The following is a 14,040-nucleotide window of genomic DNA, read 5'->3' on the forward strand; positions in this document are numbered from 1 at the left end:
GCAGCAGGGCAGGCGGGATCGGCGGTGTGGACCGTTCCGAACGCCGTGAGCATGGTGCGGCTGGCGCTCGTGCCGGTCTTCGCCGTGCTCATCGTGTCCGGTCAGGACGTGTGGGCGCTGGTGGTGCTGGCGGTGTCCGGGGTGAGCGACTGGCTGGACGGGTTCCTGGCGCGCCGGTGGGACCAGGTGACGAAGCTCGGTCAGATGCTGGACCCGGTGGCGGACCGCCTGTTCATCCTGGTGACGCTGGTGGGTCTGGCGTGGCGTGAGCTGGTGCCGTGGTGGGTGGTGGTGGCGGTGCTGGCCCGGGACCTGATGCTGACGTCGCTGGTGCCGGTGCTGGCTCGTCGTGGGTACGGGCCGTTGCCGGTGTCGTTCGTGGGCAAGGCGGCGACGTTCGCGCTGCTGTACGCGTTCCCGCTGCTGCTGCTGGCGGGTTCTCCGGGTGTCGTGGGTGACGTGGCGGTGGTGCTGGGGTGGGCGTTCACGTGGTGGGGCATCGGCCTGTACTGGTGGGCCGGTCTGCAGTACGTGGCGCGGACGCGCGACCTGGTGCGTGCGGAGGCGGGCTCGTGACGGCGCCGGTGCGTCGTCGGCCCGACGAGTCGATGACGCTGCTGGTCGAGGTGATGGAGAAGCCGCTCGACCCGGGGTATGCGGAGGCGGCGCGGCGGCGTGCTGCCGGGGAGGCGCCGCGGCGCGGGTCCGGCACGGTCCTGCTGCTGCTCGTGGCGGTGCTGCTGGGGCTGCTGACGGCGGCCGCCGCGGTGGAGCTGCGAGCGCCGTCGGGTGCGGTGGAGGCCCGGGAGCTGCTGGAGCAGGAGATCATGGACCGGCAGGCGGAGGTGGAGGCGGCGCGGGCGGCGACGGCGGAGCTGTCGCAGGAGATCGCGGCGTTGCAGCAGCAGGTCCTCCAGGCCCAGGACCAGGACCTGTTGGACACGTTGCGGCTGGACGGAGTGGTGACCGGTTCGGTGCCGGTGTCGGGGCCGGGCCTGGTGGTGACGGTGTCGGACGGGGACCGGTTGGACGAGGACGGGTCGACGGCGAGCTCGCGGGTGCAGGCGGTGGACCTGCAGACGGTGGTCAACGCGTTGTGGGCGTCGGGTGCGGAGGCGATCAGCGTGGGTGGGCAGCGGTTGACGTCGTTGTCGGCGATCCGGCACGCGGGTGAGGCGATCCTGGTGGACCTGGTGCCGCTGCCGGGGCCGGGCTACGTGGTGGAGGCGGTGGGTGACCCCGACGAGCTGCAGGCTGCGTACGCTCGGACGGGTGCTCCGGCGTACACGCAGCTGTTGTCGTCGCAGTGGGGGATCAGCACCGGGGTGGACGTGGCGGAGGAGCTGTCGTTGTCCAGCGTCGGTCAGCAGTCGTTGAGGTATGCCGAGCCGGTGTCGCGGGACGCCGGCGAGTCCCAGGAGGAGAGTCCATGATCGCCGTCGTCGGCCTCGTGATCGGCGTGGTGGCCGGTCTGGTGCTGCAGCCGACCGTCCCTGTCGCGTTGCAGCCGTACCTGCCCATCGCGGTGGTCGCGGCGCTGGACGCGCTGTTCGGCGGGCTGCGGGCCAGGTTGGACGGATTGTTCGACGACAAGGTGTTCGTCGTGTCGTTCCTGTCGAACGTGCTGGTGGCGGCGTTCATCGTGTTCCTGGGTGACCAGCTCGGGGTGGGTGCGCAGCTGTCGACCGCGGTGGTCGTGGTGCTGGGCATCCGGATCTTCTCCAACGCTGCCGCGATCCGCCGGCACCTGTTCAAGGCGTGAGCGTGCGCGGGGACGGGCAGGGGACGCCGGACGAGCCGCAGGTCCCGGTCGAGCAGGACGTCTCGGTGGACGAGGGTGCTCCGGTCGAGGCGCAGGTCCCGGCCGGGCCGGAGGTTCCCGTGGGTCCGGAGGCGGTGCCCGCGAGCGGCGACGTGCCGGAGTCCGCGGACGTCGTCCGTGGACCCGAGGTCCCGGTGGCAGCGGAGCCGGACGTGCCGGCGGAGCCCGCCGGTGGCAGGGAGCCGGTCGTGTCGTTCGACGAGCTGGTGGCGCCGGGTGCGGAGACGCCCGACCGTGCCCCCGAGGGGGGTGCTGCGGACAGGGCGTCGGCGTCGTCGGCGGACGACGACGCGCACGTTCCGGGGCGGGAGGCCGTCGCGGACGTGGACGAGGGCGACGTGGAGGAGGCGCCGGCGGCGCGGGAGCCTCGGGCGACCGGGTGGGCGGCGGTGGGCCGTGCCCTGAGCCTGAAGCCGACCCGGTCCCAGGGTCTGGCGGCGCTGCTGTGCGGTCTGCTCGGGTTCGCGCTGGTGGTGCAGGTGCAGCAGTCGGCGCAGGACCCGTTGTCGTCGGCGCGCCAGGACGACCTGGTGCGGCTGCTGGACGAGGTGACGCAGCGTTCGGAGCGGCTGGCCGACGAGGTGGACGACCTGACGCGCACGCGCGACGAGCTCGCGTCGGGGACGGGGCAGGCGCAGGCGGCGCTGGACCTCGCCGAGGAGCGGGCGGCGTCGGAGGGCATCCTGTCCGGGCGGCTGCCCGCGGTCGGTCCCGGGATCGAGATCGTCGTGCGGGACGGCCAGGGTGTCCTGGACGCCCCGAAGCTCTTCAACGTCCTGGAGGAGCTGCGCAACGCCGGCGCGGAGGTGGTCGAGCTCAACGGGGTGCGGCTGGTGACGTCGACCTGGTTCCTGGACGGGGACGACGGCATCGTGGTGGACGGGGTGACGTTGGAGGCGCCGTACCGGTGGACGGTGATCGGTGACCCCGCGACCCTGAACCCCGCGCTGGAGATCCCGGGCGGTGCGTTGGCGACGCTGCGCACGGCGGGGGCGGAGGCGCGGACGGTGGAGCACGACGAGGTCGAGGTGACGGCGGTGCGGGAGCCGGCGGAGCCGCAGTACGCGACGCCGTCCGAGCCGGGCGAATGACCGCCCGGCGCCCTGTCCCGGCTTCCCGACGGGTACCGGGACGGGGTAGGTTGAAGCGACGACGGCGCACGTCGGACGGCACGACCCAGCAGGAGGACTGATGACGGACCCCCGCGCACTTCCGCCGCACGAGGCGGGCGTCGACACGACGGCCCATCTCGGCCGGATCGGGGCGCCCGCCGAGGAGCAGAACCCGCGCATCCCGCTCACCGCGGAGGAGGCGGCTGCCGTGGCGGCGCTGCCGCGCCATTCGGCGCTCCTGGTGGTGCAGTACGGCTCGGGTGCGATCGGTGAGAGGTTCCTGCTGGACTCGGACCGGTCGGTCGCGGGGCGCAGCGAGCACGCCGAGGTGTTCCTCGACGACGTGACGGTGTCGCGCAAGCACGCGGAGTTCGCCCGGGAGGGCGACCGGTTCGTGGTGCGGGACATCGGGTCGCTGAACGGCACCTACCTCAACCGGCAGCGGATCGACGCGGCGATGCTGTCGACGGGCGACGAGGTGCAGATCGGCAAGTTCCGGATGTCGTTCCACGCCAGCCCGCAGGCGCCGCGGGGTCCCCAGGCGCCGGCCTCGTGACGTCGGCGTCCGGGGCGTGGCACGCCCCGGAGCCCGACGACGCCCCCGAGCCGTGGCCGCCGCGCATCTCGCGGCACGCCTCGATGCGGATCTCGGACGTGCTGTCCCAGCTGCGGGGCGACTTCCCGGCCGTGTCGCACTCCAAGCTGCGGTTCCTCGAGGAGCAGGGGCTCATCACCCCGGTGCGGACCCCCTCCGGGTACCGGCAGTACAGCCCCGCGGACGTCGAGCGGCTGCGGTTCGTGCTGGCGGAGCAGCGGGACTCCTACCTGCCGTTGAAGGTCATCAAGGAGCATCTCGCCGCGATGGACGCCGGCGAACCCGCCCCCGGTCCGGTGCCGCGCGTCGCCGCCCAGCCGGGTGCCCCCGTCGCGGGCGGGCGACGCCGCTGGACGGTCGCGCTGGTCGCGGACGCCACCGGTACCCCGCCGGAGCTCGTCCAGGGGCTCGTCGACGACGGCGTGCTGCGCGAGACGTCCGGGGTGCTCGACCCGTCCGCGCCGGACGTCGTGCGTCTCGCGGTCCGTCTCGCCGAGCACGGCATCGAGGCACGCCACCTGCGCCCGCTGCGGTCGTCCGCCGAGCGGCACGTGGGTCTCGTCGACCAGGTCGTGGCGCCCTACCGCAGCCAGCAGCACGAGCAGGGACGCGCGCAGGCGCAGGAGATCGCCGAGGAGATCGGGGACCTCCTGGCCCGGCTGCACACCACGTGGGTGCGCCAGGGCACCACCGACCTCACCTGAGGTGACGACGCCGCCGGGGCACCCGGCGGGCCGCGGCACATCGTCGTACCGTGGATCGGGTGGAGAGCGACGGGGGGCCGGAGGCCCCGATGGTCCCGGTGGAGGTGCTCGGCGTCCGGCAGCAGCAGGACCAGGAGATCGTGGTCATCCTGCTCGACGCGGCGGCCGAGCTCGCCGTGCCCATCGTCATCGGCGCCCGCGAGGCGTCCGCCATCGCGATGGCGCAGGCCGGGGTCACCACGCCACGCCCCATGACGCACGACCTGCTGCGCGACCTCCTCGGGGCCGTCCACGTCGACCTGGACCGGGTGGAGATCGTGGCGCTGGACGGGGGCATCTTCTTCGCCGAGCTCGTCCTGTCGACGGGGGTGCGGCTCGACTCGCGCGCCTCCGACGCGATCGCGCTGGCCGTCCGCACCGGCAGCCCCGTGCTGTGCTCGGCCGAGGTGGTCGCGTCCGCCGGCGTGGAGGTCGTCGACCTCGCCCAGCAGCGCGAGGTCGAACGGTTCCGCGACTTCCTCGACCACGTCACGGCCGAGGACTTCACCACCGGCGGGGGACCGGTCGAGCCCAGCCCCGACGACACGCCACCTTGACCCTCAGGTACAACGTCAAGGTCTGCCGGTACCGTGGGGTCGAACCCTCCACCACAGGTTCAGGGTCCGGCACCGACGGTCACGCTTCGGCAACACCGTCCGACACGCCGGAGCCGCCGGACGCGACATCGTTGACGGTCCCACGGCGCCGTCCTAGCGTGGAAGCGACATCTCGGGAGGAACAGTGGACAGCTCAAGCGGCGCCAGCGCACAGGTCGGCGTACCGGCGGTCGGCGCGCAGGGCCTGCTGTTCGGGGAGGACCTCACCGAACAGGACCCCGGCACCGGGTACCGGGGGACCACGGCCTGCCGGGTCGCCGGCATCACGTACCGGCAGCTCGACTACTGGGCCCGCACCGGGCTCGTCGAGCCCTCGATCCGGCCCGCCACGGGCTCCGGCACCCACCGCCTCTACGGCTTCCGCGACGTCCTCGTGCTGAAGATCGTCAAGCGGCTCCTCGACACCGGGGTGTCCTTGCAGCAGATCCGCACAGCCGTCACGCACCTGCGGGAGCGCGGCGTCGACGACCTCGCCCAGATCACCCTCATGAGCGACGGCGCGTCCGTGTACGAGTGCACGTCGCCCGACGAGGTCGTCGACCTCGTCCAGGGCGGTCAAGGAGTCTTCGGCATCGCCGTCGGGCGCGTGTGGCGCGAGATCGAGGGCACCCTGTCCCAGATGCCCACCGAGACCCTCGACGACACCGACGACGACCTCTTCCACCCGGACGACGAGCTCGCCGCCCGCCGGCGGGCCCGCGACGCCGGCTGACCGGCGCCGCCCGGTCTCACAGCAGCGGCTCGAGCGGCTCCAGGATCTTCTCCGCGACCTTGTTCAGCGGAGAGCGGCCCGCCCACTCCTCGTACGTCATCTCCCGCGAGTTCGACTCGTCCATCCGGAAGACGTCCTCCAGCGTCGTGGCGACCCCGTCGTCGACGATCTCCAGGTTGATCTCGTAGTTGCCCGTCAGGCTGAGGCGGTCGATGTTCGCCGTGCCCACCGTCGACCAGCGACCGTCGATCGTCGCCGTCTTCGCGTGCACCATCGCCCCCTGGTACAGCATGATCCGCACCCCGCCGCGCAGGAGCCGCGTGTACCGGCCCCGCGCCAGCCAGTCCGCGAGCGCATGGTTGGACCGCTCCGGCACGAGCACGCGCACGTCGACGCCGCGGGCGGCAGCGGCCAGGAGGGCGTCGAGGATGTCGCGGTCCGGGATGAAGTAGGCCTGGGTGATGTAGATGTGGTGGGTGGCCCGGTCGATCGCGTCGAGGTAGATGCCGCGGATCGGGAACACCAGGTCGCTGGGCGCGTTGCGGGCGGCGCGCAGCGCGGGCTGCCAGTGCTCGGCGCCGCGGTCCTGCAGCACGGGGTGCTTGGCGCCGCGCCACCGGTTCCAGAAGTCGACGAACGCGTTGCGCAGCTCCCAGGCGGCCGGTCCGCGCAGCCGCAGGTGCGTGTCGCGCCACTTCGTCGCGTACAGCTCGCCGATGTTGTAGCCGCCGACGAACGCGACCTCGTCGTCGACGACGAGGATCTTGCGGTGGTCGCGGCCCGAGTGTCGCAGGTTGAGGGTCAGCAGGCCGGCGCGCAGCGCGGGGAAGCGCAGCACGTGCACCTGCGGGGGGAAGACGAAGAACGACGGCGGCACCACGAGGTTCGCGAAGCCGTCGAAGATGACGTACACCTGCACGCCGCGGCGGGCCGCGTCGGACACCGCCTCCTTGAAGCGTTCGCCGGTCGGGTCGCCCTTCCAGATGTACGTCTCGAGGAACACGGTGTGCCGGGCCTGGGCGATGGCGTCCAGCATCGCCTCGTACAGGTCGGCGCCGTACGTGTAGACGGTGGCCGTGGTGTCGTCGATCGTGGTGTCCGTCGGGGGCGCCGTCGGGAAGCGGGCGTCGAGCGGGTAGCGCTGGCCGCGCACCTTGTCGATCGCCATGACCGTCGCTCCGGCGGTCAGGGGTATCGCTGCGGCGAGCAGCGCGGTGCGTGACACGATCTTGCGCACGCGCTGCCAGTCGATGTCGACGTGGACCGGGACGAAGGACGAGCGAGGGGCGTCGGGCACAGGGTCACCGTAGCGACCCGGGCGGCGTCGTGCCCGGTGGGGGCGCCTCCGGGGGTGGTGAGGTTGGTCCCAGCGACGCGGCGAGGGGGTGCGTGCGGATCGCGGCGGCGAGCTCGCCGTCGATCCGGTCGAGGTACACCCCGGTGGTCGCGATGGACCGGTGGCCGAGCAGCTCGGCCACCACCTTGACGTCCCAGCCGTCGGCGACGAGCAGGGTGGCGGTGGTGTGCCGCAGGGCGTGCGGGGTCGCCGGTCGGCGGTACGGCTCCGGCATGCGCGCGACGGCACGGTTCAGCAGGTCGCGGACGGCCTGCGCCTCCAGGCGCCGGCCCCGCCAGGACAGCAGCAGCGCCCGCCGGGCGTCGTCGTCGTCCGGCCGGCGCGCTGCCAGGCGCGGACGCAGCGTGGCCAGGTACTCCTCGAGCAGGGCCGCCAGGGGCGGGCTGAGCGCGACGGTGCGGGACGTGCCGCCCTTGCCGACGATCCGCCACACCGTGCCCTCCGGTTCGCGGACCAGGTCGGTGACGTCGGCGCGCACGAGCTCGGAGACGCGTGGCCCGAGGACGACCAGCAGCGCGACGACCAGGCGGTCCCGCAGGCCCAGCGCGTGGTCGGCGCGAGTCCGGGCCGCCGCCCCGTGGGGCGGCGGCTCGACGCTGGACAGGAGCGACTGTGCGGCCGACGCCGACAGGGCCGTGCGCTCGGTGCGGAGCCGGTCGCGGACCTTCGCAGGGGGAGCGGCCCACTGCATCGGGTCGGCCTGCACCCAGCACTGGCGGGCCGCATGACCGAAGAAGCGCGTCGCGGACTGCCGGAACCGGTTGACCGTCGCGGTCGAGCGGCCCGGGCCGCGCTTGCGGCGCGGGTCGTTGTAGCGGCCGTCGACGCCCGCCTGGTAGCGCACGAGGGCGTCGTCGACGTCGTCGCCGGTCACGTCGTCCAGCACGCGGTCCGCGCCGAGCAGCCCGACGAGCTCGGTGACGTCCCGCGCGTACGACCGTTCGGTCGCGGGGGACAGGACCCCGCGGACCGTCTCGACCCGCACCGACGCGAGGTAGCGGTCAGCAGCCTGCGCGACCGACAGCAGCTCGAGGCGCGGTGGTGCTACCACGGGTGAGGCTTCCTCTCGACGGTTGACCTGCGGTGATGCGGTGATGCTAGGTCGCGCCACCGACATCGCACGTCCGGACGCGCCCGTCTTGTCCGGCACCGGGCCGGGCTGCTTCGATGCGTGCATGCGTCCTGCCCGTGCCGCCGTCGCCGCCGTGATCGTCGCGCTCGGGTCGTCCGGGTGCGCCGCGCCCGCCGAGCCCACCTGGGCCGAGGAGCTGGCGGCCCGGTCCAGGTCGACGGCGGGCGCCTTCAGTCCGATGGCGGCCTCCGTCAGTGACGCGATGCCGCGGGTCGTGCACCCCGGTGCGCGCCCGGGCGAGGAGACGTCGTCCGTCAGTGAGGTGCTGGTGGTCGGTGACTTCGTCGACCGGGAGCCCGCGGGGGCGACGGCGCACCCGCACGATCCCGACGCCTTCGACGTCTACTCCGGAGGTGCCGTGCTCCGGCTGCGCGTCGACGAGGTCGTCGACGCAGACCCGGCGGGGCCCCGTCCGGGCGAGCACGTGCGCGTCCTGCTCCCGGCGGTCGGCGGCAACGGCCTCACGGATCAGGACGTCGCCGCTCGGCTGGTGGACCTCGACCGGGTGGTGGTGTTCCTCGCGCCGGCGCGCCTGACCGAGCGGGACGGGTACGCCATCGCCCTCGACGGCATGCTCCTGGGGGAGGTGGACCCGTCGGGGGGCGTGACCTGGCCAGTGCTCGAGGCCGTGGGGGAGCAGTACCGGGAGCGGGTGACGGCAGAGCCGGGAGGGCTCGACCTCGGCGACGGGTGGGGGCCCGCTTCCGTCAGCGTCGACGTCAGCTCGCTGACGGAGCTGCGGTCTCTGGCCGGCCCTCGAGCAGCTGCTCCAGCCGGGTGAGCGGTCCCTGCCGTACTGGTCGACACACGGCCCGAAACGACTGTGTTGCGCTATACACAATGGTTTGAGCGTTGTGTCCTTTTCAGCGTACGCCTGCAGTTGCGGTGTGCGCCAGGGCAACGCTGCTGTCGGTGCTGCCGCCGCGAGCGCGGGAATCGTCGACAGGACAGGTCCGGCGGCGCGGTCAGGACTCCGGGGCGGCTCGACCCGCGGGAGGGGAGTGTGGCGCGGCGCGCCGGGTGGCTCGCCGTGCGCCGCCCCGGAGTCCGTGGGCATGACGTCGAGACCCGGCTCGGGCCGAACGTGGGACGGGACGAAAGCGCGCGCAGCGACGGCTCGTGCCTGAGGCGCGTCTCGGGCGCGATCCGTCGCACGAGTCGGCCGACGGCGACTGCTGCCGGCTCGCCTCGCCGGCTCCGAGCCGGCCGCCGCCGATACCGGGCGCAGGGTCGCAGTCGTCGCGTCTGCGAACGAGGTGGTCTGTGGCGAGCTTCCGCGCCGGCTCGGTGGGGAGTGGTCGGCGGCCCCGTTCGTCCTCAAAGTGACATAATGCGCATTATCGGTGTGCGGCCGTTCCTGTAGACAGGGGCCGGAATCTCCGTCCGGACGTCGATCCGTTGATCCGTCGATCGGTTCGCCGACGCATCGCCGTAGGCACCGACTTGCCGCCTGTCGCGCTGACTCGCGCCGACCTGCGCTGACTCGCCGAGCTGCGAGTCGGGACTCCGCAGGCGACCGACATTCGGCCGAGTCGATGCGCCCAGCCCGTCGTCGGCCTGTGGTGACCCAGCAGCCGAAACGTCTCGGCTCGCGGTCGGCAGCGCCCCATTCGCAACAAAGGGTTGCACTCCCCTGCGACCGGGTCTACCGTGTTGTGCAACCTGTTGTTGCGTGAAGGGTGGAGCCATGGAGATGGGAACGATCGAACGACAGCTCTACGTCGAGGCGGCGCCCGAGGTGGTGTTCGCCGTCGTCAGCGAGCCGGAGCACGTCAAGCGCTGGTGGCCCGACGAGGCGGACTACCCGCTCGAGCCGGGCGGCCCGGGCCGGATCGGGTTCGCCGAGGACGGCGGGGCGACGCACTGGGAGACCTTCACCGTCGTGGAGGTCGATCCCCCGCACCGCTTCACCTTCCGCTGGTCGTACCCGCAGGGCGTACCGGCCCGGCGCGGCAACTCGTTCCTCGTGGAGTTCGTGCTCGCGCCGGAGGGCAAGGGCACACGGCTGACGATGACCGAGACCGGCTTCCGGGAGCAGGGCTGGACCGAGGCACAGGTCGTCGCGGCGTACGAGGACCACGTGGCCGGCTGGGACCACTTCCTGCCGCTCCTCCCCCGCTACGCCGAGTCGCTGGAGGTGCCCGCATGACGACGCCGGTCGACGACGTGCTGTGGTCGGCGGTGGGCGACCCGACCAGGCGCCGGATGCTGGACGTGCTGGTGGGTCAGGGCGCGAGCACGGCGACGAGCCTGGCGGGCGTGCTGCCGGTGACGCGGCAGGCGGTCGCCAAGCACCTGCTGGTGCTGGAGCGAGCCGGCCTGGTGCACGCGGTCACGGTGGGTCGGCAGAAGCAGTTCCGAGTCGACGAGGCGCAGCTGCGCCGGGCCGTGGCGCAGCTCGCGGACGTCGGGGCGGCGTGGGACGCGCGCCTGGCACGCGTCAAGCAGCTCGCCGAGACGATCCAGTTGGCGGCGACGAAGGACGTGCCGGACGGGAACGGGGGGCACCGCTCCCCCGCACGGCTGCCCGGGAACGACAGCACGGACGAACCGGAGGAGGGCTGAGCGATGGTCGACATCCTGCACCGCATCGGGGTGAAGGGGTCCGCGAGCGCCGAGGTGTTCGCGGCGTTGACGACGACGGAGGGTCTGGCGGGCTGGTGGACGCGGGACGTGTCGGGTGGCTCGGGCGTCGGGGAGGTGGTGGCGTTCCGGTTCCCGCCGGTGGGTGGTTTCGACATGCGGGTGCTGGAGTCGGAGCCGGGTCGGCGGGTCGTGTGGGAGGTGGTGGACGGTCCGCCGGAGTGGGTGGGCACGCGGGTGTCGTGGGACGTGCGGGAGTCGGACGGGTGGACGGTGGTGCTGTTCGCGCACTCGGGGTGGGCGGAGCCGGTGGAGTTCATGCATCACTGCTCGACGAAGTGGGCGACGTTCCTCATGAGCCTGAAGGGGTTCGTGGAGTCGGGTACGGGGGCTCCGGCTCCGGGGGACGTGGTGGTGAGCGACTGGCACTGAGGTGGTGGGGCGACGACGGGCCCGGCACCGTGAGGGTGCCGGGCCCGTGGCGTGCATGGGCGGGGTCGGTCAGGCGCCGACGTACTCGGCGAGGTGCTGTCCGGTGAGGGTGGTGCGGTCGGCGACGAGCTGGGCGGGGGTGCCTTCGAAGACGACGGTGCCGCCGTCGTGGCCGGCGCCGGGTCCGATGTCGAGGAGATGGTCGGCGTGGGCCATGACGGCCTGGTGGTGCTCGATGACGATGACGGTCTTGCCGTCGTCGACGAGGCGGTCGAGGAGGGCGAGGAGGTTCTCGACGTCGGCGAGGTGGAGGCCGGTGGTGGGTTCGTCGAGGAGGAAGACGCCGCCGCGGTCGCCCATGTGCATGGCGAGCTTGAGGCGTTGGCGTTCGCCGCCGGAGAGGGTGTTGAGGGGCTGGCCGAGGCGGATGTAGCCGAGGCCGACGTCGCGGAGGTGCCCGAGGATGGTGCGGACGCTGGTGATCTTGGCCTCGCCGGTGGAGAAGTAGTCGTGGGCCTGCGCGACGGACAGGTCGAGGACCTCGGCGATGTTCTTGCCGGCGAGGGTGTAGTCGAGGACGGCGGCCTGGAACCGCTTGCCGCCGCAGTCCTCGCAGGGGGTCTCGACGGTCTCCATGAAGCCGAGCTCGGTGTAGATGCGGCCGTTGCCCTTGCAGGTGGGGCAGGCGCCCTCGGAGTTGGCGCTGAAGAGGGCGGGCTTGACGCCGTTGGCCTTGGCGAAGGCCTTGCGGACGGGTTCGAGCAGGCCGGTGTAGGTGGCGGGGTTGGAGCGGCGGGAGCCCTTGATGGCGCTCTGGTCGACGACGACGACGTCGTCGCGGTGGGCGAGGTTGCCGTGGACGAGTGAGCTCTTGCCGGAGCCGGCGACGCCGGTGACGACGGTGAGGATGCCGGTGGGGATGTCGACGTCGACGTTCTTGAGGTTGTTCTGGGTGGCGCCGCGGATCTGGAGGGTGCCGGTGGGTTCGCGGACGGTGTCCTTGACGCCGACGCGCAGGTCGAGGTGCTTGCCGGTGAGGGTGCCGCTGGCGCGCAGTCCGGCGACGTCGCCCTCGTAGCAGATGGTGCCGCCGTCGGTGCCGGCGCCGGGGCCGAGGTCGACGACGTGGTCGGCGATGGCGATGGCTTCGGGCTTGTGCTCGACGACGAGGACGGTGTTGCCCTTGTCGCGCAGGTCGACGAGGAGGTTGTTCATGCGGGCGATGTCGTGGGGGTGCAGGCCGATGGTGGGCTCGTCGAAGACGTAGGTGACGTCGGTGAGGGCGGAGCCGAGGTGGCGGATCATCTTGACGCGTTGTGCCTCTCCCCCGGACAGGGTGCCGGAGGGCCGGTCGAGGGACAGGTAGCCGAGGCCGATCTCGGTGAAGGAGTCGAACAGGTGCAGCAGGTTGGTGACGAGGGGTGCGACGGCGGGGTCGTCGATGCTGCGGGCCCAGTCGGCGGCGTCGGTGATCTGGAGGCGGCAGACCTCGGCGATGTTCTTGCCGGCGATCTTGGCGGAGCGGGCGGAGTCGTTGAGGCGGGTGCCGTCGCAGGCGGGGCAGGGGGCGAAGACGGCGGCGGCCTCGACGAAGCGGCGCACGTGGGGCTGGAGGGACTCGGGGTCCTTGGAGAACACGGACTCGCGCAGCTTCGGGATGAGGCCCTGGTAGGTCATGTTCATGCCGAGGGCCTTGACCTTGCCCTTCTCGCGGTAGAGCAGGTCGTGGCGTTCGGTGTCGGTGTAGTCCTGGACGGGCTTGTCGCCGTCGACGAACCCGGACTCGGAGTAGGCCTTGACCATCCAGCCGTCGGCCTTGTAGCCGGGCACGAGGATGGCGCCGTCGTTGAGGGAGAGGGTCTCGTCGACGATGACGGACAGGTCGAGGTCGGAGACGGTGCCGCGGCCCTCGCACTCGGGGCACATGCCGCCGAGGTAGACCTGTTCGCGCACGACCTTCTTCTCGGTGCCTCCCCCGGCCTTCTCGGTGCTCATGACGCCGGAGGCCTTGGCGGTGGGGACGTTGAAGGAGAAGGCGGGGGGCGGGCCGACGTAGGGGTCGCCGATGCGGCTGTACAGGTGGCGCAGCATCGCGTTGGCGTCGGTGACGGTGCCGACGGTGGAGCGGACGTTGGCGCCGAGGCGTTCCTGGTCGACGAGGATGGCGGTGGTGATGCCGGACAGGGAGTCGACGTCGGGGCGGGGCAGGGACGGCATGAAGCCCTGCAGGAACGTGGGGTAGGTCTCGTCGATGAGGCGGCGGGACTCGGCGGCGATGGTGGCGAACACCAGCGAGCTCTTGCCGGACCCGGACACGCCGGTGAAGACGGTCAGGCGGCGCTTGGGCAGGTCGACGGTGACGTCGCGCAGGTTGTTCTCGCGGGCGCCGGCGACGCGGATGGTGTCGTGGGTGTCGGCGACGTGCGGGTCGCGCTGGTCGGCGGGTGCGGCCATGGGTGGGGGCTCCTTCGTCGGAGGGGTCGTCGACCGGTCGGGTCCAGGCTAGTCGCGGTGTCAGGCCACCTGGTCGATGCGGACCATGTTGCCGGCGGGGTCGCGGAACGCGCAGTCGCGCACGCCCCACGGCTGGTCGGTGGGCTCGGACACGACCTCGGCGTCGGCGGCCTGCAGGCGGGCGAAGGCGCCGTCGAGGTCCTTCGTGGCGAGGATGATCGACTGGTAGACGCCCTTGGCCATGAGCTCGACGACGGTGCGGCGCTCGTCGTCGGTGACGCCGGGGTCGGCGACGGGCGGGGTCAGGACGAGGCGGACGTCGGGCTGGGTGGGTGCGACGAAAGTGAGCCAGCGCATGGCGCCCTGGCCGACGTCCTGGGTGAGCTCGAAGCCCAGCAGGTCGCGGTAGAAGCGCAGGGACGCCTCGGGGTCGGTGTGCGGCAGGAACGTGGTGTGCAGGGTGATGTCCATGCCGTCCACG

General features: G+C 72.5%; 16 protein-coding genes. 12 read left to right on the forward strand and 4 right to left on the reverse strand.

Going from position 1 to position 14,040, the window contains the following annotated elements:
• The first annotated feature begins 51 nt into the window (after positions 1 to 51).
• The 8 genes from I598_RS03070 to I598_RS03105 all read left to right on the forward strand — a co-directional run bounded on the left by I598_RS03070 (position 52) and on the right by I598_RS03105 (position 5,601).
• Positions 52 to 576, forward strand: a complete 525-nt coding sequence (locus tag I598_RS03070) for a CDP-alcohol phosphatidyltransferase family protein (RefSeq protein ID WP_232314305.1) — start codon at positions 52 to 54, stop codon at positions 574 to 576.
• Positions 573 to 1,433 carry a DUF881 domain-containing protein gene (locus tag I598_RS03075; RefSeq protein ID WP_261340454.1) on the forward strand — a complete coding sequence of 287 codons (861 nt, stop codon included), beginning with the start codon at positions 573 to 575 and terminating at the stop codon, positions 1,431 to 1,433. Before I598_RS03070 ends, I598_RS03075 begins: the two co-directional genes overlap by 4 nt.
• The gene (locus tag I598_RS03080) at positions 1,430 to 1,762 is read left to right on the forward strand and encodes a small basic family protein (RefSeq protein ID WP_068201179.1); all 333 of its coding nucleotides are present in this window, start codon (positions 1,430 to 1,432) and stop codon (positions 1,760 to 1,762) included. Before I598_RS03075 ends, I598_RS03080 begins: the two co-directional genes overlap by 4 nt.
• Positions 1,759 to 2,913, forward strand: coding sequence for a DUF881 domain-containing protein (locus I598_RS03085; protein ID WP_232314241.1), 1,155 nt, complete (start codon positions 1,759 to 1,761; stop codon positions 2,911 to 2,913). The genes I598_RS03080 and I598_RS03085 overlap by 4 nt, the downstream gene beginning before the upstream one ends.
• Positions 2,914 to 3,013: 100 nt before the next feature.
• Complete coding sequence (locus tag I598_RS03090; protein ID WP_068201181.1) at positions 3,014 to 3,490, forward strand: FHA domain-containing protein; 477 nt, start codon at positions 3,014 to 3,016, stop codon at positions 3,488 to 3,490.
• Positions 3,487 to 4,233, forward strand: coding sequence for a transcriptional regulator FtsR (gene ftsR / locus I598_RS03095; protein ID WP_232314242.1), 747 nt, complete (start codon positions 3,487 to 3,489; stop codon positions 4,231 to 4,233). The genes I598_RS03090 and ftsR overlap by 4 nt, the downstream gene beginning before the upstream one ends.
• Before the next feature lie 89 nt (positions 4,234 to 4,322).
• The gene (locus I598_RS03100; RefSeq protein WP_068204828.1) at positions 4,323 to 4,829 is read left to right on the forward strand and encodes a bifunctional nuclease family protein; all 507 of its coding nucleotides are present in this window, start codon (positions 4,323 to 4,325) and stop codon (positions 4,827 to 4,829) included.
• 184 nt (positions 4,830 to 5,013) lie between these two features.
• A complete protein-coding gene (locus I598_RS03105; RefSeq protein WP_068201183.1) occupies positions 5,014 to 5,601 on the forward strand; it encodes a MerR family transcriptional regulator in 588 nt (195 codons plus the stop codon).
• A 16-nt stretch (positions 5,602 to 5,617) separates the two neighbouring features.
• Here I598_RS03105 and I598_RS03110 read toward each other — a convergent pair whose 3' ends face one another.
• On the reverse strand, positions 5,618 to 6,898 hold the full coding sequence (locus I598_RS03110; RefSeq protein WP_068201184.1) for a phospholipase D-like domain-containing protein: 1,281 nt from the start codon (positions 6,896 to 6,898) through the stop codon (positions 5,618 to 5,620).
• A gap of 4 nt (positions 6,899 to 6,902) precedes the next feature.
• Positions 6,903 to 8,009, reverse strand: coding sequence for a tyrosine-type recombinase/integrase (locus I598_RS03115; RefSeq protein WP_068204830.1), 1,107 nt, complete (start codon positions 8,007 to 8,009; stop codon positions 6,903 to 6,905).
• Between the two features lie 124 nt (positions 8,010 to 8,133).
• On the opposite strand from I598_RS03115, the gene I598_RS03120 reads away from it, so the two are divergent.
• The 4 genes from I598_RS03120 to I598_RS03135 all read left to right on the forward strand — a co-directional run bounded on the left by I598_RS03120 (position 8,134) and on the right by I598_RS03135 (position 11,105).
• Positions 8,134 to 8,871, forward strand: coding sequence for a hypothetical protein (locus I598_RS03120; protein WP_068201187.1), 738 nt, complete (start codon positions 8,134 to 8,136; stop codon positions 8,869 to 8,871).
• 906 nt (positions 8,872 to 9,777) lie between these two features.
• Positions 9,778 to 10,239 (forward strand): SRPBCC domain-containing protein, encoded by a 462-nt coding sequence (locus tag I598_RS03125; RefSeq protein WP_068201189.1) that lies wholly within the window; start codon positions 9,778 to 9,780, stop codon positions 10,237 to 10,239.
• Positions 10,236 to 10,655, forward strand: coding sequence for an ArsR/SmtB family transcription factor (locus I598_RS03130; protein WP_083972811.1), 420 nt, complete (start codon positions 10,236 to 10,238; stop codon positions 10,653 to 10,655). The genes I598_RS03125 and I598_RS03130 overlap by 4 nt, the downstream gene beginning before the upstream one ends.
• Before the next feature lie 3 nt (positions 10,656 to 10,658).
• A complete protein-coding gene (locus tag I598_RS03135; protein ID WP_068201191.1) occupies positions 10,659 to 11,105 on the forward strand; it encodes an SRPBCC family protein in 447 nt (148 codons plus the stop codon).
• Between the two features lie 69 nt (positions 11,106 to 11,174).
• Here I598_RS03135 and I598_RS03140 read toward each other — a convergent pair whose 3' ends face one another.
• Both I598_RS03140 and I598_RS03145 read right to left on the reverse strand, forming a co-directional pair.
• Positions 11,175 to 13,559: an ATP-binding cassette domain-containing protein gene (locus tag I598_RS03140; RefSeq protein ID WP_068201192.1), complete on the reverse strand. Its 2,385-nt coding sequence runs from the start codon at positions 13,557 to 13,559 to the stop codon at positions 11,175 to 11,177.
• 60 nt (positions 13,560 to 13,619) lie between these two features.
• Positions 13,620 to 14,030 carry a VOC family protein gene (locus I598_RS03145; protein ID WP_068204833.1) on the reverse strand — a complete coding sequence of 137 codons (411 nt, stop codon included), beginning with the start codon at positions 14,028 to 14,030 and terminating at the stop codon, positions 13,620 to 13,622.
• Between the last annotated feature and the right edge of the window lie 10 nt (positions 14,031 to 14,040).

The organism is Isoptericola dokdonensis DS-3, from assembly GCF_001636295.1.
GTDB lineage: Bacteria > Actinomycetota > Actinomycetes > Actinomycetales > Cellulomonadaceae > Isoptericola > Isoptericola dokdonensis.

Bases quoted from the DNA above. Each gene is read 5' to 3' on its own strand.
- I598_RS03070 (WP_232314305.1), top strand. From the start codon at position 52: ATGGTGCGGCTGGCGCTCGTGCCGGTCTTCGCCGTGCTCATCGTGTCC.
- I598_RS03080 (WP_068201179.1), top strand. From the start codon at position 1,430: ATGATCGCCGTCGTCGGCCTCGTGATCGGCGTGGTGGCCGGTCTGGTG.
- I598_RS03090 (WP_068201181.1), top strand. From the start codon at position 3,014: ATGACGGACCCCCGCGCACTTCCGCCGCACGAGGCGGGCGTCGACACG.
- I598_RS03100 (WP_068204828.1), top strand. From the start codon at position 4,323: ATGGTCCCGGTGGAGGTGCTCGGCGTCCGGCAGCAGCAGGACCAGGAG.
- I598_RS03120 (WP_068201187.1), top strand. From the start codon at position 8,134: ATGCGTCCTGCCCGTGCCGCCGTCGCCGCCGTGATCGTCGCGCTCGGG.
- I598_RS03125 (WP_068201189.1), top strand. From the start codon at position 9,778: ATGGAGATGGGAACGATCGAACGACAGCTCTACGTCGAGGCGGCGCCC.
- I598_RS03130 (WP_083972811.1), top strand. From the start codon at position 10,236: ATGACGACGCCGGTCGACGACGTGCTGTGGTCGGCGGTGGGCGACCCG.
- I598_RS03135 (WP_068201191.1), top strand. From the start codon at position 10,659: ATGGTCGACATCCTGCACCGCATCGGGGTGAAGGGGTCCGCGAGCGCC.
- I598_RS03140 (WP_068201192.1), bottom strand. From the start codon at position 13,559: ATGGCCGCACCCGCCGACCAGCGCGACCCGCACGTCGCCGACACCCAC.
- I598_RS03145 (WP_068204833.1), bottom strand. From the start codon at position 14,030: ATGGACATCACCCTGCACACCACGTTCCTGCCGCACACCGACCCCGAG.